This window comes from Ensifer sp. ENS11, from assembly GCF_014851895.1.
Taxonomy (GTDB): Bacteria; Pseudomonadota; Alphaproteobacteria; order Rhizobiales; family Rhizobiaceae; genus Ensifer; species Ensifer canadensis.
The window spans coordinates 287,765-313,292 of record NZ_JACVAN010000008.1 but is presented as its reverse complement, the minus strand read 5'-3'; the positions used below and the strand labels follow the sequence as shown (position 1 = coordinate 313,292).

General features: G+C 63.1%; 14 protein-coding genes. 7 read left to right on the top strand and 7 right to left on the bottom strand.

The window, feature by feature from the left end; all coding sequences use genetic code 11:
• Positions 1 to 94 precede the first annotated feature (94 nt).
• From IB264_RS18220 to IB264_RS18210, 3 genes are read left to right on the top strand one after another with little or no spacing between them, the layout of a single operon-like run.
• Positions 95 to 1,750, top strand: a complete 1,656-nt coding sequence (locus IB264_RS18220; RefSeq protein WP_025425253.1) for a GMC family oxidoreductase — start codon at positions 95 to 97, stop codon at positions 1,748 to 1,750.
• An 8-nt stretch (positions 1,751 to 1,758) separates the two neighbouring features.
• On the top strand, positions 1,759 to 2,076 hold the full coding sequence (locus IB264_RS18215; protein ID WP_025425252.1) for a Dabb family protein: 318 nt from the start codon (positions 1,759 to 1,761) through the stop codon (positions 2,074 to 2,076).
• Between the two features lie 5 nt (positions 2,077 to 2,081).
• The gene (locus tag IB264_RS18210; protein ID WP_025425251.1) at positions 2,082 to 3,353 is read left to right on the top strand and encodes a glycerate kinase; all 1,272 of its coding nucleotides are present in this window, start codon (positions 2,082 to 2,084) and stop codon (positions 3,351 to 3,353) included.
• An 87-nt stretch (positions 3,354 to 3,440) separates the two neighbouring features.
• Here the strand turns inward: IB264_RS18210 and IB264_RS18205 are convergent, their stop codons facing one another.
• The gene (locus tag IB264_RS18205) at positions 3,441 to 4,778 is read right to left on the bottom strand and encodes an aspartate aminotransferase family protein (protein WP_025425250.1); all 1,338 of its coding nucleotides are present in this window, start codon (positions 4,776 to 4,778) and stop codon (positions 3,441 to 3,443) included.
• Positions 4,779 to 4,927: 149 nt separating this feature from the next.
• Between IB264_RS18205 and IB264_RS18200 the strand changes: the two genes are divergently transcribed.
• A complete protein-coding gene (locus tag IB264_RS18200) occupies positions 4,928 to 5,476 on the top strand; it encodes a cupin domain-containing protein (protein WP_025425249.1) in 549 nt (182 codons plus the stop codon).
• A gap of 182 nt (positions 5,477 to 5,658) precedes the next feature.
• Here IB264_RS18200 and IB264_RS18195 read toward each other — a convergent pair whose 3' ends face one another.
• Genes IB264_RS18195 through IB264_RS18180 form a run of 4 tightly spaced genes read right to left on the bottom strand, consistent with a single transcriptional unit; the run spans position 5,659 to position 11,296 of the window.
• The gene (locus tag IB264_RS18195) at positions 5,659 to 6,891 is read right to left on the bottom strand and encodes a pyridoxal phosphate-dependent aminotransferase (protein ID WP_057210881.1); all 1,233 of its coding nucleotides are present in this window, start codon (positions 6,889 to 6,891) and stop codon (positions 5,659 to 5,661) included.
• A gap of 9 nt (positions 6,892 to 6,900) precedes the next feature.
• On the bottom strand, positions 6,901 to 8,433 hold the full coding sequence (locus tag IB264_RS18190; RefSeq protein ID WP_025425247.1) for an aldehyde dehydrogenase family protein: 1,533 nt from the start codon (positions 8,431 to 8,433) through the stop codon (positions 6,901 to 6,903).
• Between the two features lie 30 nt (positions 8,434 to 8,463).
• A complete protein-coding gene (locus IB264_RS18185; RefSeq protein ID WP_025425246.1) occupies positions 8,464 to 9,885 on the bottom strand; it encodes an FAD-binding oxidoreductase in 1,422 nt (473 codons plus the stop codon).
• 10 nt (positions 9,886 to 9,895) lie between these two features.
• The gene (locus IB264_RS18180) at positions 9,896 to 11,296 is read right to left on the bottom strand and encodes a VOC family protein (protein ID WP_025425245.1); all 1,401 of its coding nucleotides are present in this window, start codon (positions 11,294 to 11,296) and stop codon (positions 9,896 to 9,898) included.
• A gap of 113 nt (positions 11,297 to 11,409) precedes the next feature.
• Here IB264_RS18180 and IB264_RS18175 point away from each other — a divergent pair, with 113 nt between their 5' ends.
• The 3 genes from IB264_RS18175 (at position 11,410) to IB264_RS18165 (ending at position 22,659) form a co-directional block, all read left to right on the top strand.
• Positions 11,410 to 12,303, top strand: coding sequence for a LysR family transcriptional regulator (locus IB264_RS18175; RefSeq protein WP_025425244.1), 894 nt, complete (start codon positions 11,410 to 11,412; stop codon positions 12,301 to 12,303).
• A gap of 370 nt (positions 12,304 to 12,673) precedes the next feature.
• Positions 12,674 to 21,289, top strand: coding sequence for a cyclic beta-(1,2)-glucan synthase (ndvB, locus tag IB264_RS18170; RefSeq protein WP_025425243.1), 8,616 nt, complete (start codon positions 12,674 to 12,676; stop codon positions 21,287 to 21,289).
• Between the two features lie 212 nt (positions 21,290 to 21,501).
• Positions 21,502 to 22,659 carry an OpgC family protein gene (locus tag IB264_RS18165; protein ID WP_025425242.1) on the top strand — a complete coding sequence of 386 codons (1,158 nt, stop codon included), beginning with the start codon at positions 21,502 to 21,504 and terminating at the stop codon, positions 22,657 to 22,659.
• Positions 22,660 to 22,907: 248 nt separating this feature from the next.
• On the opposite strand, the gene IB264_RS18160 is transcribed toward IB264_RS18165, so the two are convergent.
• Together IB264_RS18160 and IB264_RS18155 are read right to left on the bottom strand one after the other, a co-directional pair.
• Complete coding sequence (locus tag IB264_RS18160) at positions 22,908 to 23,210, bottom strand: hypothetical protein (protein WP_025425241.1); 303 nt, start codon at positions 23,208 to 23,210, stop codon at positions 22,908 to 22,910.
• Between the two features lie 349 nt (positions 23,211 to 23,559).
• Positions 23,560 to 25,317, bottom strand: a complete 1,758-nt coding sequence (locus tag IB264_RS18155; RefSeq protein WP_025425240.1) for a glucan ABC transporter ATP-binding protein/ permease — start codon at positions 25,315 to 25,317, stop codon at positions 23,560 to 23,562.
• Positions 25,318 to 25,528 lie beyond the last annotated feature (211 nt).

Here is a 25,528-nt window from a genome sequence, read left to right as displayed (position 1 = left end):
GCAGTCCGGGGCTCGCAACGGCGAGCAGGTTTCGAGTTTAACACGTCGGAAATTTGGAACGTTCCAAATGCCGTGCCGTGGAGGAAGACAGGCAATGACATACGACTATATCATCACCGGTGCCGGCCCTGCCGGCTGCGTTCTCGCCAACCGTCTCTCTGAGGATCCGTCGGTCCGCGTCCTGTTGCTGGAGGCGGGTGGCGGCGACTGGAACCCGCTGTTTCACATGCCGGCCGGTTTTGCCAAGATGACCAAGGGAGTTGCAAGTTGGGGCTGGGAGACCGTGCCACAGAAACACATGAAGGGCAGGGTGCTGCGCTACACCCAGGCCAAGGTCATCGGCGGCGGTTCGTCGATCAATGCCCAGCTCTACACCCGCGGCAATGCGGCCGACTATGACCTCTGGGCGTCCGAGGACGGCTGTGCCGGCTGGGACTATCGCAGCGTTCTTCCCTATTTCAAGCGCGCCGAAGACAACCAGCGCTTCGCCGACGACTATCATGCCTATGGCGGTCCGCTCGGCGTCTCGATGCCGGTTTCTACCTTGCCGATCTGCGATGCCTACATCCGCGCCGGCCAGGAACTCGGCATTCCCTACAATCACGATTTCAACGGCCGTCAGCAGGCCGGCGTCGGCTTCTACCAACTGACGCAGCGCAATCGCCGGCGTTCGAGCGCGTCGCTTGCCTATCTCTCACCGATCAAGGACCGCCGGAACCTTACCGTTCGCACCGGAACGCGCGTCGCCCGGATCGTGCTCGAGGGTACGCGCGCCGTCGGCGTCGAGGTGGTGACGGCGAAGGGAAGCGAGACGATCCGGGCGGAGCGGGAAGTTCTGGTCACGTCGGGCGCCATCGGTTCGCCGAAGCTGCTCCTTCAATCCGGTATCGGCCCGGCGGATCACCTGAAGTCGGTGGGCGTGCCGGTAAAGCACGACCTACCCGGCGTCGGTGGCAATCTGCAGGACCACCTCGATCTGTTCGTCATTTCCGAATGCACCGGCGATCACACCTATGACAACGTCGCGAAGCTGCACCGGACGCTCTGGGCCGGCCTGCAATACGTGCTTTTCCGCTCCGGCCCGGTGGCATCGAGCCTGTTTGAGACCGGCGGCTTCTGGTACGCCGACCCGGATGCCCGCTCGCCGGATATCCAGTTCCACCTCGGCCTCGGCTCCGGCATCGAGGCTGGCGTCGCGCGACTGAAGAACGCCGGCGTGACGCTCAATTCCGCCTATCTGCATCCGCGCTCACGCGGCACCGTCAGGCTTTCCGACGCTGATCCGGCCGCAGCGCCGCTGATCGATCCGAATTACTGGGAAGATCCGCACGACCGCAAGATGTCGATCGAGGGGCTGAAGATAGCCCGCGAGATCATGCAGCAGGCCGCCCTCAAGCCTTTCGTGCTGGCGGAACGTTTGCCGGGCAACACTGTCGTCTCCGACGAGCAGTTCTTCGACTATGGCTGCGCCAATGCCAAGACCGACCACCACCCGGTCGGCACCTGCAAGATGGGCACCGACGCCATGGCCGTGGTCGGACTCGATCTGAAAGTGCGTGGGCTGGAGGGCCTTCGCGTCTGCGACAGTTCGGTCATGCCGCGCGTTCCCTCTTGCAACACCAACGGGCCGACGATCATGATGGGCGAAAAGGGCGCCGACATCATTCGCGAGCGCCAGCCCTTGCCGCCGGAGATCTTCGCCCATGAACGAAACGATGCCCGGCCACGTGCCCGCGCCGATATCCGTTGAGGAAAACCATGATCCGCCACTGTGTCTTCATTCGCTTTCGTCCAGACGTTTCGGCGGATGAGAAAGCGTCGATCTTCGCCGAGATCGCGGCGCTAAAAAGCCGGCTTCCCGGCCTTCTCGCGACCTATGCCGGCGCCAATGTCAGCCCGGAAGTGGGCATGGACAAAGGGTATGCCGAGGGTTTCATCGTCGATTTCTCCGACGCAGCCGCGCGTGACGCCTATCTCGACGATCCGGAGCATCGGCAGACCGGTGCAAAGATCGTCGCGGCGGCGCAAGGCGGCATCGACGGCATTTTCGTCTACGATCTCGAAATCGCGGGCTGAAGACGATGGCGGCCTTCGAAGCGCGTCCCTTTCTCACCGCCCTTTTCGACGCGGCCGTCCGCGCCGCCGATCCCTATGAGGCGATCCGCGCGCATCTGCCGGAAAAGCCGAAGGGACGAACGATCGTTGTCGGCGCGGGCAAGGCCGCAAGCCAGATGGCCGCAGCTTTCGAAAAGCTGTGGGATCACCCGCTGACCGGCGCCGTCGTTGCGCGCCACGGGCCGATTGAACGCTGCGAGCGCATTCGCGTGTTGCAATCCGCCCATCCGGTGCCGGATGAGGCTGGCCTTCGGGCGTCGGAAGAGCTGCTGAAGCTGGTGGAAGGCCTGACCGCTGACGATCTGGTTGTCGCTCTGATTTCGGGTGGTGGATCGTCCTTGCTGCCGGCGCCGCCGGAGGGTTTGATGCTTGCCGACGAGATCGCCGTCAACCGGGCGCTGCTTGCCTCCGGCGCACCGATTTCCGCGATGAACGTCGTGCGCAAACATGTGTCGCGCATCAAGGGAGGCCGTCTTGCGGCGGCCGCTGGGCCGGCGCGTGTCGTCAGCCTCGTCGTTTCCGACGTTCCCGGCGACAACCCCGCTTTCGTTGCCTCGGGCCCGACAGTGCCTGACGGGTCGACGGTGGAGGAGGCGCTGGAGATCGTCGGCCGCTATCGCATGGCTCTTCCCGATGGCGTGGTGGCCCACTTGCGATCCGGTGCCGCGCGGGCACCTGATCCGTCCGAACCGGTTTTCCGTCGGCACGAATGCCACGTGATTGCGTCGGCGCGTGTCTCGCTGGAGGCTGCAGCAAGGACGGCGCAGGAATTGGGTGTAGAGGCGCGCATTCTTTCTGATGCGATTGAAGGCGAGGCGCGCGATATCGGCCGCATGCATGCGGCGCTGGCGCGTGAAGTCGCCCAGCGCAATCAACCTTTCGAAAAGCCGGTCGTGCTGCTTTCCGGCGGCGAAACGACTGTGACGATATCGGGCAAGGATTACGGCAAAGGCGGCCGCAACAGCGAGCTGTTGCTGTCGCTGGCGCTCGACATCGAGGGGCTCGACGGGATCGATGCCCTGGCGGCGGATACGGACGGCATCGACGGGTCTGAGGACAATGCCGGCGCCTTTGCCGATGGCGGCAGCGTCAGTCGCATGCGTACTGCCGGTGCTGATCCGCGGGCGCATCTGGCGCGCCACGATGCCTGGTCGGCATTCTCAGTGAGTGGCGATCTTTTCGCGCCCGGTCCGACTGGAACCAATGTCAATGACTTCAGGGCGATGCTAATCCGTTAGCCGGATTCTCCGGCTCAAGGCAGAACAGAAAATCTGCGTGTCATGGTCGCCGCCAAACGTTTCGGCGGCGACCATGATCTCTTGTTTTTACTTGGCGCGCTTCAAGGCATCGCCGAGGATCGAGACGATTTCGCCGAAGTGATTTTCGTCGGCGATCAGCGGCGGCGAGAAGGCGATGATGTCGCCGGTCACGCGGATCAGCAGCCCCTTTTCGAAGCAATCGACGAAGACCTCATAGGCGCGGGCGCCGACAGCACCCTCGCGTGACTGCAGCTCGATGCCGGCGATGAGGCCGATGGTGCGGATGTCGATGACATGCGGCAGGCCGTTCAGCGAATGCATGGCATCATGCCAGGCGTCCTGCAGCTCGGTGGCGCGGGTCATCAGGCCCTCATCGCGATAGATGTCGAGCGTGGCGATACCCGCGGCGCAGGCGGCCGGGTGGCCGGAATAGGTGTAGCCGTGGAAGAGCTCGATCTGGTTTTCCGGGCCGTGCATCAATGCGTCGTGCACCTTGCGGCTGGCAAAGACCGCGCCCATTGGGATGGCGCCGTTGGTGAGCCCCTTCGCCGCCGTCACCAGGTCCGGGGTGACGCCGAAGAAGTCGGTGGCGAACGCAGCGCCAAGGCGACCGAAGCCGGTGATGACTTCGTCGAAGATCAACAGGATGCCGTGTTTGTCGCAGATCGCGCGCAGCCGCTCGAGATAGCCCTTCGGCGGGATGAGCACGCCCGTCGAACCGGCAACCGGCTCGACGATGCAGGCGGCGATGGTTTCGGCGCCGTGTAGCGCCACCAGCCGTTCGAGATCGTCGGCAAGTTCGGCGCCGTGCTCGGGCTGGCCCTTGACGAAGGCATTCTTGGCAAGGTCGTGGGTGTGGCGCAGATGGTCGGAACCGGGAAGCTGCGGGAAGACGCGGCGGTTGTTGAGGATGCCGCCCACCGAAATGCCGCCGAAGCCGACGCCGTGGTAGCCGCGCTCGCGCCCGATCAGCCGCGTGCGAGTGCCCTGGCCGATCGCGCGCTGATAGGCGATGGCCATCTTCAGCGCCGTGTCAACCGATTCCGAGCCCGAGCCGGTGAAGAACACGCGGTCGAGCTTCTGGCCTTCCGGCCCCGGCGCGATTTCGGCAAGGCGTTCGGCAAAATCGAAGGCGATCGGGTGGCCCATCTGGAAGGAGGGGGCGAAATCCATCGTCGACAGCTGGCGTTCGACGGCTGACGCGATCTGGCGGCGGCCGTGGCCGGCGTTGACGCACCAGAGACCGGCGGTGCCGTCGAGGATCGTGCGGCCATCGGTGCTGGTGTAGTGCATGCCCTCGGCGGAGGCGAGCAAGCGCGGTGCCGCCTTGAACTGCCGGTTGGCGGTAAAGGGCATCCAGTAGCTGTCGAGTACGGGGGCGTTGGGTTTGGTGTGCTGGTTCATGGCATCCTCCTGAAGATCAGGGGATTGACGCCATGATTTGAATTGCCAAACAAGTCCTTTTCTGTTGTCGTTCAAGCCATTGAATTTTATACAACGAGGTTTGCGAAATTGCGATATTTCGAACAACCTGAACACCGAGATGGACACCCATGAGCGTCGACATTGGAAACCGGCTTCGCCACCTCCGGCTGATGCACAATCTTTCGCAGCGCGAACTTGCCAAGCGAGCGGGCGTGACCAACTCGACGATCTCGCTGATCGAGTCGAATGCGTCCAATCCGTCGGTCGGCGCACTGAAGCGCATCCTCGACGGCATACCGATCGGACTTGCGGAGTTCTTTTCGTTCGAGCCTGAACGGCCGCGCAAGGCATTCTACGCCGCAGAGGAACTGGTCGAGATCGGCAAAGGGCCGATCTCCTATCGCCAGATCGGCGACAATCTCTTTGGCCGCAGCCTGCAGATCCTGAAGGAATGTTATCAGCCGGGCGCGGACACTGGAAAAGTGCCGCTGGTGCATGAAGGCGAGGAGGGCGGCATCGTGCTGTCGGGGCGCATTGAGGTCACCGTCGACGACGAGCGGCGGATTCTCGGGCCTGGGGATGCGTACTATTTCGAAAGCCGGCGACCGCACCGATTTCGTTGCGTCGGGCCGGTACCTTGCGAGGTGATCAGCGCCTGCACGCCGCCGACGTTTTGAAGGAAGGGAGCGGGCGCCCCTCATCCCGCTGCCGCGACCTTCTCCCCGCCTGCGGGGAGAAGGGATATGCCGCCAGCGCCTCATACTCTCTTTGCGAACAGGAGTAGAGAGGCAGCTGTTTGCGCGACCGTCCCCTCTCCCCGCAAGCGGGGAGAGGGCTAGGGTGAGGGGCTACTTCCGAGTTACGAAAGCCGAGCGCAGGCGTCGGCGATGCGCATGAGCGCTTCCTTCAGTTCCGCTTCCGACGTCGCATAGGAGATGCGGAAGAACGGCGACAGGCCGAAGGCCGAGCCGGGGACAACGGCGACATGGGCGTCGTCGAGCAGGTAGGCGCAGAAGTCCGTGTCCGTCTCGATCGTCTTGCCCGAAGGCGTCACCTTGCCGAGCATGCCGGCGCAGCCGGAGAAGGTGTAGAAGGCGCCTTCCGGAACGCGGCAGTCGAGACCGTCGATGGCGTTGAGGCCGTTGACGACGAGATTGCGGCGGTGCTGGAAGCTGGCCGTGCGTTCCTTCAGGAAATCCTGCGGGCCGGTCAGGGCTGCCACCGAAGCGGCCTGGCTGACCGAAGACGGGCAGGAGGTCGCCTGGCTCTGGACGACAGCCATCGCCTTGATCAGCTCGCGCGGACCACCGGCATAGCCGATGCGCCAGCCGGTCATGGCATAGGCCTTGGAGACACCGTTGACCGTCAGGGTGCGGTCCTTGAGCCGAGGCTCCAGTTGGGCCGGGGTGACGAAGCGGAAGCCGTCATAGACGATGTGCTCGTACATGTCGTCGACCAGCAGCCACACATGCGGATGCCTCAAGAGCACGTCGAGCAGCGGCCGGTAGTCGTCAGCGCTGTAGGCGGCACCCGAAGGGTTGGAGGGTGAGTTGAGAAGCACCCAGCGCGTCTTCGGCGTGATCGCCGCTTCGAGCTTGTCGGCGGTGAGCCGGAAACCGGAGGCCGCGTCGCAGGGGATCAGCACCGGCTTGCCTTCGCAGATCTGGACGATATCCGAATAGGAGGTCCAGTACGGCGTCGGAATGACAACTTCGTCGCCGGCGTCGATCGTCGCCATCATGGCGTTGAACAGGATCTGCTTGGCGCCGGTGGCAATGGTGATCTCGTCCTGTTCGTAGGCGAGGCCGTTCTCGCGCTGGAACTTTTCACGGATCGCCTTCTTCAGTTCCGGCGTGCCGTCGAGTGCGGTGTATTTGGTTTCGCCGCGCTGGATCGCCTCGCAGGCGGCCTGCTTGACGTAGTCAGGCGTGTCGAAATCCGGCTCGCCTGCGCCGAGAATAATGACCGGCTTGCCCTCGCGCTTCATCGCTTGCGCGCGCGCGCCGATCTTGAGGATTTCGGATACTCCGATCGAAGAGATCCGCGAGGCGGGCTTGAAGCCCGCCTCCTTGACCGTTGCGTTGATGGTCATCGCTTGGTCCTACTCGATATCGAAGGAGACGCCCTGTGCCAGTGGCAGGGCCTTCGAGTAGTTCACCGTGTTGGTGGCGCGACGCATGTAGGCCTTCCACGAATCGGAGCCCGATTCGCGGCCGCCGCCGGTTTCCTTTTCACCGCCGAAGGCGCCGCCGATTTCCGCACCTGAGGTGCCGATGTTGACGTTGGCGATGCCGCAATCCGAGCCGTCGACGGCCAGGAACCGTTCGGATTCCTGCATGTCGCGGGTGAAGATCGACGAGGACAGGCCGGCTGCAACCGCATTGTGGTCGGCAACGACTGCGTCGAAGTCGCTGTACTTCATGACGTAGAGGATCGGCGCGAAGGTTTCTTCGAGGACCGGGCCTGCCTGCTCAGGCATTTCGACCAGGGCGGGCTTGGCGTAGTAGCCGTTGGCATAACCGAGCTCGACGCGTTCGCCGCCGGTGACGGCGCCGCCATGGGCCTTGGCTTCGTCGATTGCCTTCTGCATGCCGTCGAAAGCGGCCTTGTCGACCAGCGGGCCGACGAGTGCGGTGGTTTCCAGCGGATTGCCGACCGAGACCGAGCCATAGGCCTTCTTCAGGCGGGGAACGAGCTGGTCGTAGACGCTTTCATGCACGAACAGGCGGCGCATGGTCGTGCAGCGCTGGCCGGCGGTGCCCATGGCGCCGAAGGCGATGGCGCGCAGCGCCATGTCGAGATCGGCCGATGGGCAGACGATACCGGCATTGTTGCCGCCGAGTTCGAGGATGGCGCGGGCGAAGCGCTTGGCAAGACGCGGGCCGACGTCGCGGCCCATGCGGGTCGAGCCGGTGGCCGAGACCAACGGAACCTTCGGGTTGTCGACGAGGACTTCACCGACGGCGCGGTCGCCGATCAGAACCTGCGACAGGCCTTCCGGGGCGTCGCCGAAGCGGGCAAGCGCGCGTTCGAAGATAGCCTGCGATGCAAGCGCCGTGAGCGGGGTCTTTTCCGACGGCTTCCAGACGACGGAGTTGCCGCAGACGAGCGCCAGCGCCGTGTTCCACGACCAGACGGCGACCGGGAAGTTGAAGGCGGAGATGACGCCGACGACGCCGAGCGGATGCCAGGTTTCCATCATGCGGTGGCCGGGACGCTCCGTGGCGATCGTCAGACCGTAGAGCTGGCGGGAAAGGCCGACTGCGAAATCGCAGATGTCGATCATTTCCTGAACTTCGCCGAGGCCCTCGGAGGTGATCTTGCCGGCTTCGATCGAAACGAGGCGGCCGAGGTCGGCCTTGAAGGCGCGTAGCTCTTCGCCGAGCAGGCGGATCAATTCGCCGCGCTTCGGTGCCGGAACGAGGCGCCAGGCCTTGAAGGCTTCATGCGCCTTGTCGATCTTGGCGGCAGCCTCCGTGGCCGAAACCGTCTTCAGGCTGGCGATCTGTTCGCCCGTGACCGGGCTGAACGACGGCATGTCGCCGCCGGTGTAGAGTTCCTTGGCGACGCCCATCTTCTCGAGGAGGGCTGCTGCCTCCTTGGTGACGTCGATCTTCTTCGTTGCAATGTTCATCTGGTCTGACTCCCGTTTTCCTGCCCTGGCCTATCCGAAGCGCACGCTGCCGAGTTTCCCCGGCGAGGTGAGCGTCTTCAGGCCCGCGGCCATGTCCTTGAGTTTGTCGGTTGTATAAACGTCGTAGTAGGCCTGGTTGCGGCGGCCTATCGCATGTTCCGCGCTGAAACTGCCGTGATACTCCTCGACCGCCACGGCGAAAACCCATTCTCTCAAACGCTGCTCGAATGTCGGATCGCTGAGCAGCGCGCTGTCCTTCGGCACCACGAGATTGAAGTGTACACCACCATCGCCGATATGGCCGAAGTCGCAGACGGTGACATCAGGAAACCTCGTCGGCATTTCGGCCTTCATATGGTCGCAGAAGGCCATGATGTCACCCCTGCGGAAGGAGACGTCGAAGGCGATCAGCTTGCCCAGGTGTTTCACACCTTCCGAAAGTGCGTGGCGCAGCGCCCAGACCTCATGCGGCGGGCCGACGAACGCGTCGGCGAGCGGTGCCGTCTCCATCTCCCAGATCTCGGCCAGCACCGTTTCAAGCACGGCGTCGAGCGATTGCTCGCCTTCGCGTGGGGCCCAGGTGCGGCTGATTTCCGCGAGAATGACGTATTCAGGGACGTGTCCGCCCTGGAACGGGTTCTTCAGCGAAGGCACATGCGCGAACGCCGCCTTGACGGCGTTGCTCGACATGCCCTCGAAGGCCGAGAGGTAGGCGCCGAGCCGCTCTTCCATGGCGCGCAGCAGCGGCAGCACATGGGCGCCGCTTGCCGGCACCAGCAATGCGGTCGCCGTCTGCTGCGGCAGGCGCTCCAGATTGAGCACGCATTCCGTGATGATGCCGAAGGCGCCCGACGTGCCGACGAAGACCTGCTTCCAGTCGACGCCGGTGTTGTTCTTGCGCAGGTCGCATTGAAGATCGAGCACGGTGCCGTCTTCATCGGCGAGAACCACGGTGAGGCCCAGCGTGTTGCGGCGCACGTCGCCGTATTTCAGGAAACGCGAGCCGCCGGTGTTGGTGGCGATCATGCCGCCGATGCGCGGATCGGCGCCGAGATCGATCGGGAAAAACAGGCCATGTTCTTCCAGCCGGCGGTTGAGATCGGAAAGCCTGAACCCGGCATCGACGCGCACCGAACGATTGTCGAGATCGAGTTCGAACGCTTTGGTGAGGCGGTCGAGGCTGAGGATCGCTTCGTTGCCGGAACTATCAGGGGTCGAGCCCGAGACCAGTCCGGTATTGCCCGATTGCGGGATCAGGGCGATGCCATGACGCACGCAATAGGCAACGGTTGCCGAGGTTTCCACTGTTGTCGCCGGCCGCAGAACGACCGAAGCCCGGCCACGATCGTAGCGCGCGCCGGTCTCGTAGGCTTCCATGTCTTCAGCACGCGTGACCACACCCTTGTCGCCAAGGATGCCGGTCAGCGCGTCTATGTGTACCTGTTCAATCATCGTGAACGCATCATTCCGCAGCCATGGCTGCGGTCAAGGCCCGCAGGCAGCTTTCGATCGATGCCTCTTCGATGCCGGCATAGTGATCGAACTCGTTGAGCACTGTGGCGCCGAGGTCAATCTCGAAGCGCTTCTGGTTCGGGCTTGCGACAAAAGCCTGCTGCGCGCCGTCGCCGAGATTGGACTGGAAGATGCCTGCGGCGCTGACCGGCAGGAAGTCTTCGTAGACGATGGCGTCGAACTGCACGAGGCCGTCGGCGATCAGCGTGTTGATATCGCGGCGGTCGGAAATCCGGGTCTTCAAGCCCTTCTCGGTCAGTGAATAGCTGAAATAGCCAAGGCCGGCTTCGCGAATGCCTGCCCAGGTGTCGGGGAAGCTTTCGAAGGCTTTGGCAAGCGCGGCTTCATAGTCGCGGGCGTTGGAGCCGTCGGCTGCCGGGCGCACGATCTTGCGCGAGGCTTCCAGAAGCTCGTCGTAGAGCGCACGGCCCTTGGGAGTGAGCGCAATGCCGCGCTGCTCGATCTCGCCGAAGCGGGCGGTGTGCGAGCCGGCTTTCCAGTCGCCGCCGCCATCACGGAAGGAAACGGCCTCTTCCAGCGCCTTGAACGAGGTCTGGCGAAGCAGGATTGGGCATTTGCGGGTCGGCGGACCTTCGACGACGGCCTTCGGCGCGATGCCGAATTCGGGCATCAGCGCCTGGACCTGGTCGATATCCAGCGTGCGCGGCGTCAGGTGGTTGATATGCGGGCCCTTGAACGACACGACGTCGGCGATCAGCCGGTGGGCGTCATGCAGGCGCTTGTACATGTCGGCGCTGACATTGGCCCTGTCGTGCCAGCGGAAGGTCTCCAGCACTTCGGAGACGAAACGCTCGGCGTCGGCCTTGTCGAGGCCGCCATCACGCTCGGCCTTTTCGGCGAGTTCGATGGCAACAGGCGTAAAGATCCGACGCTCGGCCAGGATCGCCTCGGATGCGGCGCGCAGACTCTCGTCCGCAATCAGGTCAAGGCGAAGAAGCGAGGTGAAGACACGGAAGGGATTGCGCTTCAGAGCGGTTTCGCCAACCGGGCGGAAGGCGGTCGAGTGCACCGGTACGCCGGCGGTCGAAAGATCGTAGTAGCCGACCGGGTACATGCCCATGACAGCAAAGACGCGACGCATCATCGAGAGTTCAGCAGGCGTGCCGAGACGGATTGCGCCGTGGCGCTCCTCGGAAATGCGATCAAGCGAATCCGTCGCATCGAGGCGCTCTTTCAGCGCCGGGTCGGCATTGAGCGTATCGTCGTTGACCTTGGCAACCAGTTCCATCAGCGTGCCGTAAGCAGGCACTTCCTCGCGGTACATGACCGACATGGCTGCGGAAAAGGCCGAACGGATATCATCGGCGGATACGAAACTATTCTCTTTCACTGGGGCTCGCCTCGCGCTATGGGTGAAGGACAAGGTCATTCTCATTTCGGATCATATCCAAAGGAAGCGGCCATTGATCGCGCTGCTTGTGACTATGTTGATGCGAGGCTGGAATGAAGTTAAGCCGCAGACTGGTTCCTGATGTTACGACGCTGCAGGCTTTCGAATGCGCGGCACGGCACGGCAGCTTCACGCAGGCAGCCGCCGAACTCAATCTGACCCAGAGTGCCGTCAGCCGTCAGATCAAGGATCTGGAGAACCAGCTCGGCGTTCTCCTGTTTGAGCGGGTGCGCCAGCGCGTCATTCTCTCCGAGGCCGGGCAGAAGTTCCTGCCCGAGGTTCGCCGCCTGCTCAACCAGACCGAAGAGCTGATGGTGCGGGCAATGGCCTCGGCGCGCGCCGACTCGACATTGTCGATCGCGTCGCTGCCGACCTTCGGCAGCCGTTGGCTGGTGCCGCGGCTGCCGGATTTTCTTCGCCAGCACCCCGATACCGTGGTCAATATCGCGTCGCGGTCGGCACCCTTCGATTTCGACGAGCAGAACTTCGACATCGCCATCCACTACGGCCAGCCGGTTTGGGCGCATGCCACCTGCAGCTATCTCTGCAGCGAGATCATCGTGCCGGCGGCAAGCCCGACCCTGCTTGCGGCCAATCCGGTGGCGACGCTGGAGGATATCGTCGGCGGTCCGCTGCTGCACCTGGCGACGCGACCCAAACTCTGGGCGCAATGGTTCGAGGCCAACGGCATGGATGGAAGGGGTGCCTATCGCGGTAACCGCTTCGATCAGTTCTCGATGGTGATCGAGGCGGCCACGGCCGGTCTCGGTTTCGCCTTGCTGCCCCGCTATCTGATCGAACAGGAGCTGGCAGCGGGAACATTGCGCATCGTTCTCGACCGGCCGATGCAGACGGAGAACAGTTATTATCTCGCGGTTCCGGAAGGCAAACTCGAAAACCCGATCAGTCTCGCCTTCCGCGAATGGATCACTGAACAGGTCGGGTAGGTTTCCCATCCTCGAACATGTTTCGACCGATGGCCGGAACCTTCCTGACGCCGTCGGCGTTTCGCGACGGACTGCTACCCAGAGATGCGCCGGGAAGGGGCAAAATTGATACATAGATTTGAGGTTGCCATAGGCGAGCGCGGACTATTGCGTTTTCGCCCGATGAGAGTGTGCGCAATTCGTCCAAACTTGCGCCGCCGATCCTTGCAAGCTGTTGGCACCACGGCTAAAAAATGCCACTTTCATGCATCACGCGGCCTTGAAAACCAATGCGCCGCCGGCTTTGCTTTCTCTGATGCCCAGTTCAAGGGCGGCGCCAGTTTCCGCCAGTTTCCGGTTTGCCGGAAAATGACGGCGGATGGGAGGACACATGACCGTGTCTAGCAACGTGCCGGCCAAGCCTGGAACTTCAGGACCGCAGCCAACCCGGCAGAACAACGAGAGCCGGGCCGATCAACCCCGGTTGGATTCAGAACCAGCACCCATGCCCCTTCACAACACGCCGACCTCCTCTTCTCGCGAACCGGAAGCGAAACAGATCGATTACAACGATTCGATCCGCTCGACCTTTTTCTCGATGGAGGATCTGCGGCAAAGCGGCGAGACCCTTGCGCTCAAGGGCGCACCGTCCCTGCCGGGCTTCTTCCCGTTCGAATTCCGCCCGCGCCACCGCGAGAATGAAAACGAAATCCTGAGGGTGTATCGGGCAACAGCGGCTGATGTCGAAGCGGGGGCGTCGATCACGCCGGCCGCCGAATGGCTGCTCGACAACCACCACGTGGTCGAGGAAGCGATCCAGGAAGTCCGCCGCGACTTCCCGCGCAAGTTCTATCGCCAGCTGCCCACGCTGTCCGTCTCCGGAACAGTCATTCCGCGCACGATGGCGCTCGCCTGGCTCTATGTCGCCCATACGCACAGCACGGTCTCGCGGGAAAGCATTACCGCGATGGTCGAGGGCTTCCAGAAGCACGACACGTTCAAGATCGGCGAATTGTGGGCCTTGCCCTCGATCCTGCGCTTCGTTCTCATCGAGAACCTGCGGCGCATCGCCATCCGCGTCGAGCGTTCGCGCGGCATGCGGCGCAAGGCCAACGACATCGCCGACCAGATCATCCGTCACAACGACCCGGAAAAGTTGCGAGCGCTGCTGGCCGAATCCGAGGCGCTTGCGGCGGACAATACCTTCGTCGCCCAGCTGCTCTACCGCATGCGCGATGGCTCGCAGACCTCCGGCTCGGTGATCGCCTGGATCGAGGAACAGCTCGAGAAGCGCGGCAGCGACGTCGAGGACGCGCTGGTCGCCGAGCAGAACCGCCTGTCGTCAGGCAATGCGACGATGAGCAACATCATCCGCAGCCTGCGCGAGATCGACGATACCGACTGGGCCGTCTGGTTCGAAAGCGTCAGCAAGATCGATGCGGCGCTGCGCGATGGTTCCGATTACGCCGCGCTCGAATTCGGCTCGCGCAACAAATACCGCGATACGATCGAAAAGCTGGCGCGCCGCTCCGGCCACAGCGAATACGAAGTCACCCAGATCGCCATCGAGATGGTGAAGGAAGCGGAAGCGGTGGCTGCAGTCGAGCCGCAGCTTCATGAGCCGAACGTTGGCTCCTTCCTTGTCGGCAAGCAGCGCAAGGCGCTCGAGCAGAAGATCGGCTACCGGCCGTCGGTGCTGCAGAGCATCATTCGCCTCAGCCGCAAGCTCGACTGGTTTGCGATCGCCGGACCGAACATTCTCCTGACGATCCTGGCGATGGTCGCCGTCTATGCCTTCGTCAGCCCGATGGATATTCCGAACGGCGCGAAGCTGATCATGCTTCTGCTGTTTGCGCTGCCGGCGTCCGAAGGTGCGATGGGTCTGTTCAACACGCTCGTCACGCTGTTCGTCAAACCGTCGCGCCTGGTCGGCTATGAGTTCCTCGATGGCGTTCCGGAATATGCCCGCACGCTCGTCGTCGTGCCCTGCCTGATCTCCAAGCGCGACCATGTCGACGAACTCGTGCGCAATCTCGAGGTTCACTACCTCGCCAATCCGCGCGGCGAGATCTCTTTCGCGCTGCTCAGCGACTGGATCGACAGCAAGTTCGAGGAAACCCCGGCCGATACCGATGTTCTCGACTATGCCCGGCGCGAGGTTGCCGAGCTTTCGGCGCGTTATGCCTATGACGGCAGGACGCGTTTCTTCCTGCTGCACCGCCGCCGCCTCTTCAACGAGGCGGAAGGCGTATGGATGGGTTGGGAGCGCAAGCGCGGCAAGCTGCATGAGCTGAACATGCTGCTGCGCGGCGATCGCGACACCTCGTTCCTCCAGGGCGCCAATACCGTGCCGGAGAACGTTCAATATGTCATGACGCTCGACGCCGATACGCGCCTGATGCGCGACGCGGTGACGAAGCTCGTCGGCAAGATGTACCACCCGATCAACCGCCCGATCGTCGACCCGGAAACACAGAAGGTGATTGCCGGCTACAGCCTGCTACAGCCGCGCGTGACGCCGTCGCTGACGACTGGAAGCGAAGCCTCGGCCTTCCAGCGCATCTTCTCGGCCAATCGTGGCATCGACCCCTATGTCTTCACCGTTTCCGACGTCTACCAGGACATCGCTGGCGAAGGCAGCTTCACCGGCAAGGGCCTCTATCACGTCGATGCTTTCGAGGCCGCGCTCAAGGGGCGGATCGAGGAAAATGCCGTTCTCAGCCACGACCTGCTCGAAGGCTCGTTTGTGCGCTGCGCGCTGGTGACGGACGTCGAACTCGTCGAGGATTTCCCGACCCGCTACGAGGTAGAGATGTCGCGCCAGCATCGCTGGGCCCGCGGCGACTGGCAGCTGCTGCCCTATATCTTCAACCCGTCGAACGGCCTGTCGATGCTCGGCCGGTGGAAGATGTACGACAATTTGCGCCGTTCGCTGATCCCCTGCGCCTGGCTCGTCGCCTCTGTCATGGGCTGGTACTACATGCAGCCGACCGAGGCGCTGATCTGGCAGATCGTGCTGATCTTCAGCTTGTTCGTCGCCCCGACGCTGTCGCTGATCAATGGCCTCCTGCCGCGCCGCAACGACATCGTCGCCCGTGCCCACCTCCATGCTGTGCTGACCGAAGTTCGTGCCGCCAATGCCCAGGTCGCCCTTCGCATCGTCTTCATCGCCCATGGCGCGGCGATGATGGGCGACGCGATCGTGCGTTCGCTCTACCGCACCTTCGTCAGCCGCAAGCTGATGCTGGAATGGCGCACCGCTGCCCAGGTGCAAAGTGCCGGGCATGGAAGCATCGGTGATTATTACAAGGCGATGTGGATCGCACCGGCGCTGTCGGTTCTGTCGCTGGCGCTTGCGGCGATTTCCGATACCGGCCTGCCCTTCATCGGCATTCCCTTTGCCCTGCTCTGGGCGCTTTCTCCCGCTGTCGCGTGGTTCGTCAGCCAATCGGCCGAAACCGAGGACCAGCTGGTCGTTTCCGACGAGGCGATCGAGGAAATGCGCCTGATCGCGCGGCGCACCTGGCGCTATTTCGAGACCTTCGTGACCGCCGAGCAGAATTTTCTGCCGCCGGACAACTTCCAGGAAACGCCGCAGCCGGTGCTGGCCGAGCGCACCTCGCCGACCAATATCGGCGTCTACCTACTCTCGGTCATGTCGGCACGCGACTTCGGCTGGATCGGCTTCGAAGAAACGATCAACCGCCTGGAGCAGACGATTGCGACCATCGACCGGATGCCGAAATATCGCGGCCACCTGTTCAACTGGTACCGCACCAACACGCTCGAAACGATGGAGCCGCGCTACATCTCGTCGGTCGACAGCGGCAATCTTGCCGGCCACCTGATCGCCGTGTCGTCCATGTGTCGGGAATGGGCGGAAGCGCCGTCGGCGCATGTCCAGGGCAGCCTTGACGGCATTGGCGACGTCGTCGCCATTCTTGCCGAGGTGCTGAACGACCTGCCTGACGACCGCAAGACCGTTCGCCCGCTGCGCCGCCTGATCGAGGAGCGCATCGTCGGCTTCCAGAATGCTCTGGCTGCCGTCAAGCGCGAGCATGAATTCGCATCGATCCGCGTGATCAATCTCGCCGTTCTGGCGCGCGACATGCACAAGCTGACCGTCAACCTCGACCATGAGGTTCGCACGGCCCAGAGCAGCGAAGTGACGAAGTGGGCGAACGCGCTGGTCACCACCTGCGAAGCGCATATTGCCGACGGCGTGTTCGATCTTGGCGCCATCGAAGCGCTGCGCCAGCGCTTGGCGGTTCTAAAGGATCGTGCTCGCGACATCGCCTTCTCGATGGATTTCGGCTTCCTGTTCCGGCCCGAGCGTCGCCTGCTGTCAATCGGCTTCCGCGTCAACGCCAATGAGCTCGACGAGGCCTGCTACGATCTTCTGGCGTCCGAGGCCCGTCTGACCAGCCTGTTCGCGATCGCCAAGGGCGACCTGCCGACCGAGCACTGGTACAAGCTCGGCCGTCCGATCGTGCCGATCGGCGCGCGTGGCGCGCTGATCTCCTGGTCCGGTTCGATGTTCGAATATCTGATGCCGCCGCTGGTGATGCAGGAGCGGCAGGGCGGTATCCTCAACCAGACCAACAATCTGGTGGTCAAGGAGCAGATCAATCACGGCCGCCGTCTCGGCACGCCGTGGGGCATCTCCGAAGCGGCCTTCAATGCGCGCGACCACGAGCTGACCTACCAGTACACCAACTTCGGTGTGCCGACGCTTGGCCTCAAGCGTGGCCTCGGGCAGAACGCCGTCATCGCGCCCTACGCCTCCATTCTCGCCTGCATGTACGATCCGAAGGCGGCGCTCGCCAATCTCGGTCGACTGCGCGAAGTCGGGGCGCTCGGCGTTTACGGCTTCCACGATGCCGTCGACTTCACGCCGACGCGCGTGCCCGAGGGGCAGAAATGCGCCGTCGTGCGCAACTACTATGCCCACCACCATGGCATGTCGATCGCCGCTGTCGCCAACGTCGTATTCACCGGCAGGCTGCGCGAATGGTTCCACGCCGATCCGGTAATCGAGGCGGCCGAACTGCTGCTGCAGGAAAAGGCGCCGCGCGATATTCCGATCATGAACGCCAAGCGCGAGCCGGAATCGCTCGGCAAGGGCCAGGACGATCTGTTGCGTCCGGAGGTTCGGGTCATCGAAAACCCGCTCGCCCAGGACCGCGAAACCGTGTTCCTGTCCAACGGCCACTACGCCGTCATGCTGACGGCAACCGGTGCCGGTTATGCCCGCTGGAACGGCCAGTCGGTCACCCGCTGGAAGCCGGACCCGGTCGAGGACCGCACGGGCACCTTCATTTTCCTGCGCGACACGACGACGGGCGACTGGTGGTCGGCCACCGCCGAGCCCCGGCGCGCCGTCGGCGAAAAGCTCCTGACGCGGTTCGGTGACGACAAGGCCGAATTCGTCAAGACCGTCGGCGACCTCACCAGCGAAGTCGAGTGCATCGTTGCCACCGAGCACGATGCCGAAGGCCGCCGCGTCATCCTGCTCAACACCGGAACGCAGGACCGCTTCATCGAGGTGACGTCCTATGCCGAACCGGTGCTGTCGACCGACGAGGCCGACAGCGCGCATCCCGCCTTCTCCAAGATGTTCCTGCGCACGGAGATCAGCCGGCGCGGCGACGTCATCCATGTCAGCCGCAACAAGCGCAGCTCAGGCGATCCGGATATGGAAGTGGCGCATCTCGTCACCGATAATGCCGGCAGCGACCGTCCGACCGAGGCGGAGACCGACCGTCGCCGCTTCATCGGCCAGGGGCGCACCCTTGCCGAGGCCGCCGCCTTCGACACCGACGCGGTGCTTTCGGGAACCGATGGCTTTACGCTCGACCCGATCATGTCGCTTCGACGTGTCGTTCGGGTTCCGGCCGGCAAGAAGGTCAGCGTCGTCTTCTGGACGATCGCGGCCCCGAACCGCGAGGCCGTCGACCGCGCCATCGATCGCTACAGGCACACGGAAACCTTCAATCACGAGCTGATCCATGCCTGGACGCGCAGTCAGGTGCAGATGCGCCATGTCGGCGTCACCTCGCAGGAGGCCGCAAGCTTCCAGATGCTCGGACGCTACCTCGTCTACCCCGACATGCACCTGCGCGCCGATACCGCAACGGTTCAGGCGGGGCTCGCGTCGCAGTCAACGCTCTGGCCGCTGGCAATCTCGGGCGACTTCCCGATCTTCTGCCTGCGCATCAACGATGACGGTGACCTCGGCATCGCTCGTGAGGCCCTCAGGGCACAGGAATATCTGCGCGCGCGCGGCATTACCGCCGATCTGGTGATCATCAACGAGCGGGCCTCGTCCTATGCCCAGGACATGCAGCACGCGCTCGATTCGATGTGCGAGAACCTGAGGCTTCGCGGCCTCTCCGACGGTCCGCGCCAGCACATCTTCTCGGTGCGCCGCGACCTGATGGAGGCGGAGACCTGGTCGACGCTCTTGTCGGCTTCCCGCGCCGTCTTCCATGCCCGCAACGGCACGATCTCCGACCAGATCGCCCGCGCCAATTCGCTCTATTCGACGCCACCGGTGAAGGGCAGCGAAAGCAACTTCGCTCTGCTCGCCGCCCCGCAGCAGCCGGCCGACGCCGTCGATGCGGAGATTGTCGGTGACGGTCTCGATTTCTGGAACGGCTACGGCGGCTTTGCCGAAGGTGGGCGCGAATATGTCGTGCGCCTGCGCGGCGGCGAGGCGACACCGCAGCCGTGGATCAACGTCATCTCCAACGAGCAGTTCGGCTTCCACGTTTCGGCCGAAGGGGCCGCCTTCACCTGGAGCCGCAACTCGCGCGACTACCAGCTGACGCCGTGGGCCAACGATGTGGTCGTCAACCGGCCGGGCGAAGCGGTCTTCATCCGCGACATGGCGAGCGGCGCAGTGCTGACGCCATACGCTGCCCTGTCGCGCAGCCGGTCGGTCGTCTTCGAGACGCGCCACGGACTTGGCTATTCGACATTCCGCAGCACACAGGACGATCTCGATATCGAGGCAGCCCACACGGTGCACCGGACCTTGCCGGCCAAGCTGGTCCGCATCTCGATCCGCAACCGCTCCACGGCTGCCCGCCAGCTGAAGGTCTACGGCTTTGCCGAATGGGTGCTCGGCAACAACCGGGCCCGCATGGCGCCCTTCGTTCTGTCGACCTGGGACGAAGCCTCCGATGCGCTGGTTGCAACCAACCCCTACAGCATCGACTATGCCGGTCGTTCGGCCTTCTTTGCTGTCGATGGCGGTGAAGGTGTGAGCCATACGGCAAGCCGTCGCGAGTTCCTCGGGCGGGTCGGCGGCATTCTGGTGCCGCAGGCCGTTTTCGCTGGCGCCGAGCTTTCCGGCTCGATCGATGTGGATGGCGACGCCTGTGCGGCGTTGGCGACCGATCTGGTGATCGAGCCCGGTGCCGAAAAGCAGCTCACCTTCATCCTCGGCGACGCCGACAACGACGAGCAGATGCGCTCGGTTCTCGGCGAGTTGCGCCAGACTGCGTTCGACACCGTCATGGACGCCGCCAAGTCCTTCTGGACCGAGTTCACCGACATCGTGAAGGTGGAAACGCCGGATGCGGCCTTCAACACCATGATCAACAACTGGCTGCCCTATCAGAGCCTTGGTTGCCGGATCATGGCACGCTCGGCCTTCTACCAGGCGAGCGGCGCCTTCGGCTTCCGCGACCAGCTGCAGGATACGCTGGCGTTCCTGATCCATCGGCCGGAACTGGCACGGGCACAGATCCTCAACGCGGCCGCGCGGCAGTTCGTCGAGGGTGACGTGCAGCATTGGTGGCTGCCGGGCACCGGCGCCGGCGTGCGAACAATGATCTCGGACGATGTCGTCTGGCTTGCCCATGCCGTCACGCACTACTGCGAAGTGACGGGGAACGCCGACATTCTCGGTGAGAAGATCGCCTTCATCACCGGACCGGCGCTCGAGGAAGGGCAGCACGACAGCTTCTACAAGCCGGAGATCTCGGACGAGATCGCCGACGTCTACGAGCATTGCGCCCGCGCACTCGATCTCGCGATCAAGCGCAGCGGCGAAAATGGCCTGCCGCTCATTCTCGGCGGCGACTGGAACGACGGCATGAACCGCGTCGGCATTGCCGGCCGCGGCACCAGCGTCTGGCTCGGCTGGTTCCTGGCGGGCACGCTGCGCGGCTTCCTGCCCTTTGCCCGCGAGCGCAAGGACAAGGCGCGCGTCAGCCATTGGGAAGCGCATCTCGCCACCTTGAAAAAGGTGCTCGACGAAGCCGGCTGGGATGGTGACTACTATCGTCGCGGCTACTACGACGATGGCGCGCCGCTCGGATCGAGCGAAAGCGACGAATGCCGGATCGATTCGATCGGCCAGTCTTGGAGCGTGCTTTCAGGCGAGGGTGACGAGCAGCGATCGCAGAATGCGATGGATGCGGTCATGGCCGAACTCGTCGATCCGGATCGCCGCATTGTCCGGCTGTTCACGCCGCCGCTTGAAAGAACCAGGCAGGACCCGGGCTATATCAAGGCCTATCCGCCTGGCGTACGGGAGAACGGCGGCCAATATACCCATGCGGCGACCTGGGTGGCGCTGGCCTTTGCCGAGCAGGGAAGGGCCGAGGAAGCCTGGCGTGTCTTCCAGATGCTGAACCCTGTCTCGCATGCCCTCAGCCGCGAAGACGCGGACCACTATCGGGTCGAGCCCTATGTGGTCGCCGCCGATATCTATGGCGAAGGCGCGCTCGCCGGACGCGGCGGCTGGACCTGGTATACCGGGTCGGCCGGCTGGCTCTACCGCGCCGGCGTCGAGGGTATTCTCGGCATCCGCCGACATGGCGACAAGCTGGTCATCCGACCGGTGTTGCCGGAGGCCTGGGACGGCTACTCGGCGGAAGTGACGCTGAACGGCACGAAGCACAAGATTTCGGTCAAGCGCGATGCAAAAAGTCGCGAGCCGATCGTCAGCATCAATAATAGTGTCACAAAAAACGCGCATGAAGGCATTTTGCTGTAACTGCCGGTATTGAATGAACGTTGGAACCGGCTTTGCACCCGAACGGGCAAGGCCGGTTTTTTCTTGCTGATTTGCCGGCGGCACGAACCCTGACGGGCTCGTGCATCGATCGACGGCATCGAACATGCGCTTGCCCCTGGGGCTAAGCGCATGTCCGGTGCCCGTTTCAACAGGGGTGGGGCAGGGGCGCCAGATCCCGGATACTAGACCGCATGCTGCAAAACACATTTGGGGGCGGCTCGAACCCGACGATATCCGCCCGCATGGTTCCCAAGGAGCGCGACACGCGCCTCGACGTGTTGAGGGCGCTCTGCCTTCTGACGATCTTCGTCAACCACGTGCCCGGGCAATATCTCGAATATCTGACCCACAAGAACTTCGGCTTCTCGGATTCGGCCGAGGCCTTCGTGCTCATCTCTGGCCTCTCCGTCGGGCTTGCCTATGGCGGCAAGTTCGTGTCCGGCGCATGCCTGGCGCTGACGCTCAAGATCTGGCGGCGGGCGCTGGCGCTCTACGTCGCCCATATCATGACCAGTATCGTCACACTGGCGATCTTTGCCGGCGGCGCCCTCTATTTCGGCCGGCAGGACCTGATCAGCGAGATAAACATCCGACCCTTCGTCGAGCAGACCGAGCAAGGCATCGTCGCGATGGTCCTGCTCGGGCACCAACTCGGCTATAACAACATCCTGTCGATGTATGCGGTGCTGTTCCTGATGCTGCCCGGCATCCTCTGGCTGAACGGCATCAGCAGCCGGCTGCTCCTCGTGTTTTCCGCGCTGCTCTGGCTTGTGGCCGGGGTGTTCAAGCTGGTGCCCTCCAACTTCCTCGACGAGGGCTACTGGTTTCTCAATCCGTGGTCCTGGCAGTTCCTCTTCGTCATCGGCATCGTCTCGATGACCGCGATCCGCCAGGGCGCAGTCCTGCCGCGCAGGCCGCTGCTGATCGCGATCGCCGCGATCTATCTCGTCGTTTCGGCGCTGTGGGTTCTCTTCTCCTGGTGGAACATCGACCTGTCCTTCGGTCTTCCGGCGGTGCTGACCGGTTTCGACAAGACCTTCCTGTCACTGACGCGGCTAAGCCATGTTCTCGCGATCGCCTATCTCGTCGCCGTCATTCCCGCCGTCAATCGCCTCGCCCGGCTCGATGCCGACCACCCGCTGGCGATGGTCGGCCGCCATTCCCTGCCGATCTTCATTTTCGGCACTATCCTGGCGATGGTCGGTCAGGTGCTGTTGTTCGTGACCGGCCGGAACCCGATCGCCGGCACGCTCTTCGTGATCGTCGGCATCGGCCTGCACTTCGTTTACGGCTACTATCTGGAATGGTTGCGGGGCGTCGTCAGCGCGAAACCGATGCGAGCGACATGATGAAACGATAAGGACGACCAAGGGTTTGCATCAAGGCTCGGCCGCCGGTTCAAATGTGTAGGCAGCCGGCCGCGGAACTTGGGGGCCCCTACCCTCGAGTTCGATCGTCTTGCCATTGGCGCGCAGGACAGTAATTCCGCCTGCTTCGCAGGGCCCAGAGATACACGCGGTACCGATCATCGCCATCTACTGCATGTTTCCTTTAATCTTATTCGATTGAAGGACAAAAACTGCAGCCATTCAAAGGGCTACAGCGACCTTTGCGCGTCTAATAAAGACGCCCGGCGTAGGCCGACGTCACTCAGGGTGCGAAGTCCGGTCGACACGACCATGGCGTCCAGATGCCCCGCAGGAACGCGAACATGAACCTCTTGAAGATAGTCAGTTAGCCCGGCTATGACGATTTGGCCTGACGTGTGGAGCCGTCCGATGACGACATGATCCGCATTTTCGATGTCGATCTTCGGCATCTGTTCGTGCAGTTCCACGATAACCGCAACATCCCTGTTCCGAGCAGTCACGACGACCAGCGCATCGTTGCCTGCAAGCATTCGGATCTTGAAGTCTTCGTCTGTCCAGTTCGATGGGAGATGTAGGTTGTTGGAAGCGTCTGCGAGCTAGAACTGATGATAATCAGCCATGACCCGACCATCGAATAAAACGGTCAATCGTGACCTACCTTCCGAAGGATGTTCGCTGGCCTTCGCTAACGCCGAATTCGCTGGCCGTTCTGACCGAGAACCCATGACGCCAATGGCGGCTGCATGCAGTGCCGTCCAGCAAACGACGGCGCAGTACTTGAACGGGATTGCAAGAGCCAAGTCAATGCGAGCGGCATGAACGAAAAAAGCCCCGGAGGGTCCGGGGCCTTTTGCATTGCGTGATCTATAAGGCGTCGGCTCAGGCCGCCGTGTGGCTCATGCGGACGTCTTCGTCCGTCAGGATGCCGCTGGCGCGAAGCAGGGCGGCGAAGCGGCCGTTGCTCTGGCTGAGCTCGTTGAAGCCGCCCATCTCGACGATCCGACCTTGATCCATGAAGATCACCAGATCGGCCTCGCGCACCGTCGACAGGCGGTGGGCGATGATGAAGGTGGTGCGGTCCTTGCGAAGCGCATCGATCGCATCCTTCACCCGAGCCTCGGTCTCGACGTCGAGCGCGCTGGTCGCCTCGTCGAGCACCAGGATCGGTGCGTTCTTGAGGATGGCGCGGGCAATCGCAACGCGCTGGCGCTCGCCGCCAGACAGGCGGTTGCCGCGTTCGCCGACGACGGTGTCGTAGCCATTGTTGCGGCTTTCGATGAAGTCGCTGGCGGCAGCCGCTTCGGCGGCAGCCATCACTTCGTCGAGCGACGCGTCGTCGCGGCCAAGCCGGATGTTTTCGCAGATCGAGCGGTTCATCAGGCCGGCGTCCTGGAAGACGGTGGCGATCGAGCGGCGCAGCGACTTGCGCGTGACCTTGGCGATATGGACGCCGTCGATCAGGATCTGGCCGTCACGCGGTTCGTGAACGCGCTGCAGCAGGTTGACGAGCGTGGTCTTACCGGCGCCGGTCGGGCCGACGATCGCGATCGTCTGGCCGGCCTTGGCCGTGAAGGACACGTTGCGCACGCCCTGCGTGGTGTTGGCGAAGTCGAAGGACACGTCGCGGAATTCCACTTCGCCCTTGACCGCGCCCAGGTCCATCGCACCGGCCGGCTCTTCGCGTTCGCGCACCGAATCTTCGAGCTGGAAGAAGTCTTCAAGCTTGGCGCGGGCTTCGAAGATCTGCGTAACGAAAGCCTTCATCTGGTCGAGACGGCCGATCAGCAGGTTGGCAAAGCCGATGAAGGCGATGACTTCGCCGACGCCGAGTTCGCCGCGCTGGACGAGCACGGTGCCGATGACGAGGATCGTCATCATCGAGATGGTCGAAGCGACGCGGTTGAGCGCGCTTGCCAGCGCCCACCAGTCAAGCACGGGGAACTGGGCGGAGATCAGGCGTTCGGTGAACTTCTTGAGTTCGCGCGTTTCGGCTTCGATGCGGTTGTAGCTGTGAACGACCGAAACGTTGCTGATGGCGTCGGAAACGTGGGAGAAAACCGTGTGATAGTGGTTCTCGACCGAGGCCTGGCCTTCCTTGGTGCGGTTCATGACAGCCTTGCTGACCAGCACATAGGAGACACCGAGGACGACGAGCACCAGCGACAGGCGTACATCCATCGCAAACGCGGTCGGGATGAGCAGGACGAGCGCTACCGCCGTTGCCAGATGCTGGCGCATGAATTCGAGCCAGAGACCGAACAGCGTTTCACAGGCGCGAAGCAGCGTATGCAGCGCGTTCGACGTACCGCGCTGGCTGTGCCAGGAGAGCGGCATCGAGACGATGCGGCCGAAGGCTTCCGTCAGCAGCGTGGCGCGACGGCCATGGGCCAGCCGATCCGCTTCGCGGGCGACGAGGACGAAGGCGACGGTGTTGAACACACCCAGGCCTGCCCACATCAGCAGCATCGGCGTTACTGCGCCTTTGGAGGAAATGGCGTCGATGATGCGACCAAACAGGATCGGCTCCGCAATCGTGATGACGGCGAGCACGACGTTGGCGAGCACGATCGCCGAGACACGGAACTTGTGAACCGCAAGATACTGAAGCGCTCTTGCATACACTTGGAACAATGACACTGTCTCACCCCTTCCGGGTACCGGATTTTGCGCCGCACCAAACATTCGTGCGGCAAATGCGTCACGCCTCAACACCTCCGGCCGTCGGGCACGAGGCCGCGATTTGCCGGCCGCCAAGGCCGCTCTGGGACGGTCATTTGCGATATTTTAGGAAAAACAGGAGCTTGAGGCGGTTTTGATAGCGAAACTCCGTTCGCCCGTCGTTGGGCTT

Excerpts from the sequence above, each read along its gene's own strand:
- IB264_RS18200 (WP_025425249.1), top strand. The coding sequence starts at position 4,928 with ATGAGCGTCGACATTGGAAACCGGCTTCGCCACCTCCGGCTGATGCAC.
- IB264_RS18195 (WP_057210881.1), bottom strand. The coding sequence starts at position 6,891 with ATGACCATCAACGCAACGGTCAAGGAGGCGGGCTTCAAGCCCGCCTCG.
- IB264_RS18185 (WP_025425246.1), bottom strand. The coding sequence starts at position 9,885 with ATGATTGAACAGGTACACATAGACGCGCTGACCGGCATCCTTGGCGAC.
- IB264_RS18215 (WP_025425252.1), top strand. The coding sequence starts at position 1,759 with ATGATCCGCCACTGTGTCTTCATTCGCTTTCGTCCAGACGTTTCGGCG.
- IB264_RS18175 (WP_025425244.1), top strand. The coding sequence starts at position 11,410 with ATGAAGTTAAGCCGCAGACTGGTTCCTGATGTTACGACGCTGCAGGCT.
- IB264_RS18160 (WP_025425241.1), bottom strand. The coding sequence starts at position 23,210 with ATGCTTGCAGGCAACGATGCGCTGGTCGTCGTGACTGCTCGGAACAGG.
- IB264_RS18220 (WP_025425253.1), top strand. The coding sequence starts at position 95 with ATGACATACGACTATATCATCACCGGTGCCGGCCCTGCCGGCTGCGTT.
- IB264_RS18205 (WP_025425250.1), bottom strand. The coding sequence starts at position 4,778 with ATGAACCAGCACACCAAACCCAACGCCCCCGTACTCGACAGCTACTGG.
- IB264_RS18165 (WP_025425242.1), top strand. The coding sequence starts at position 21,502 with ATGCTGCAAAACACATTTGGGGGCGGCTCGAACCCGACGATATCCGCC.
- ndvB (WP_025425243.1), top strand. The coding sequence starts at position 12,674 with ATGACCGTGTCTAGCAACGTGCCGGCCAAGCCTGGAACTTCAGGACCG.
- IB264_RS18210 (WP_025425251.1), top strand. The coding sequence starts at position 2,082 with ATGGCGGCCTTCGAAGCGCGTCCCTTTCTCACCGCCCTTTTCGACGCG.
- IB264_RS18190 (WP_025425247.1), bottom strand. The coding sequence starts at position 8,433 with ATGAACATTGCAACGAAGAAGATCGACGTCACCAAGGAGGCAGCAGCC.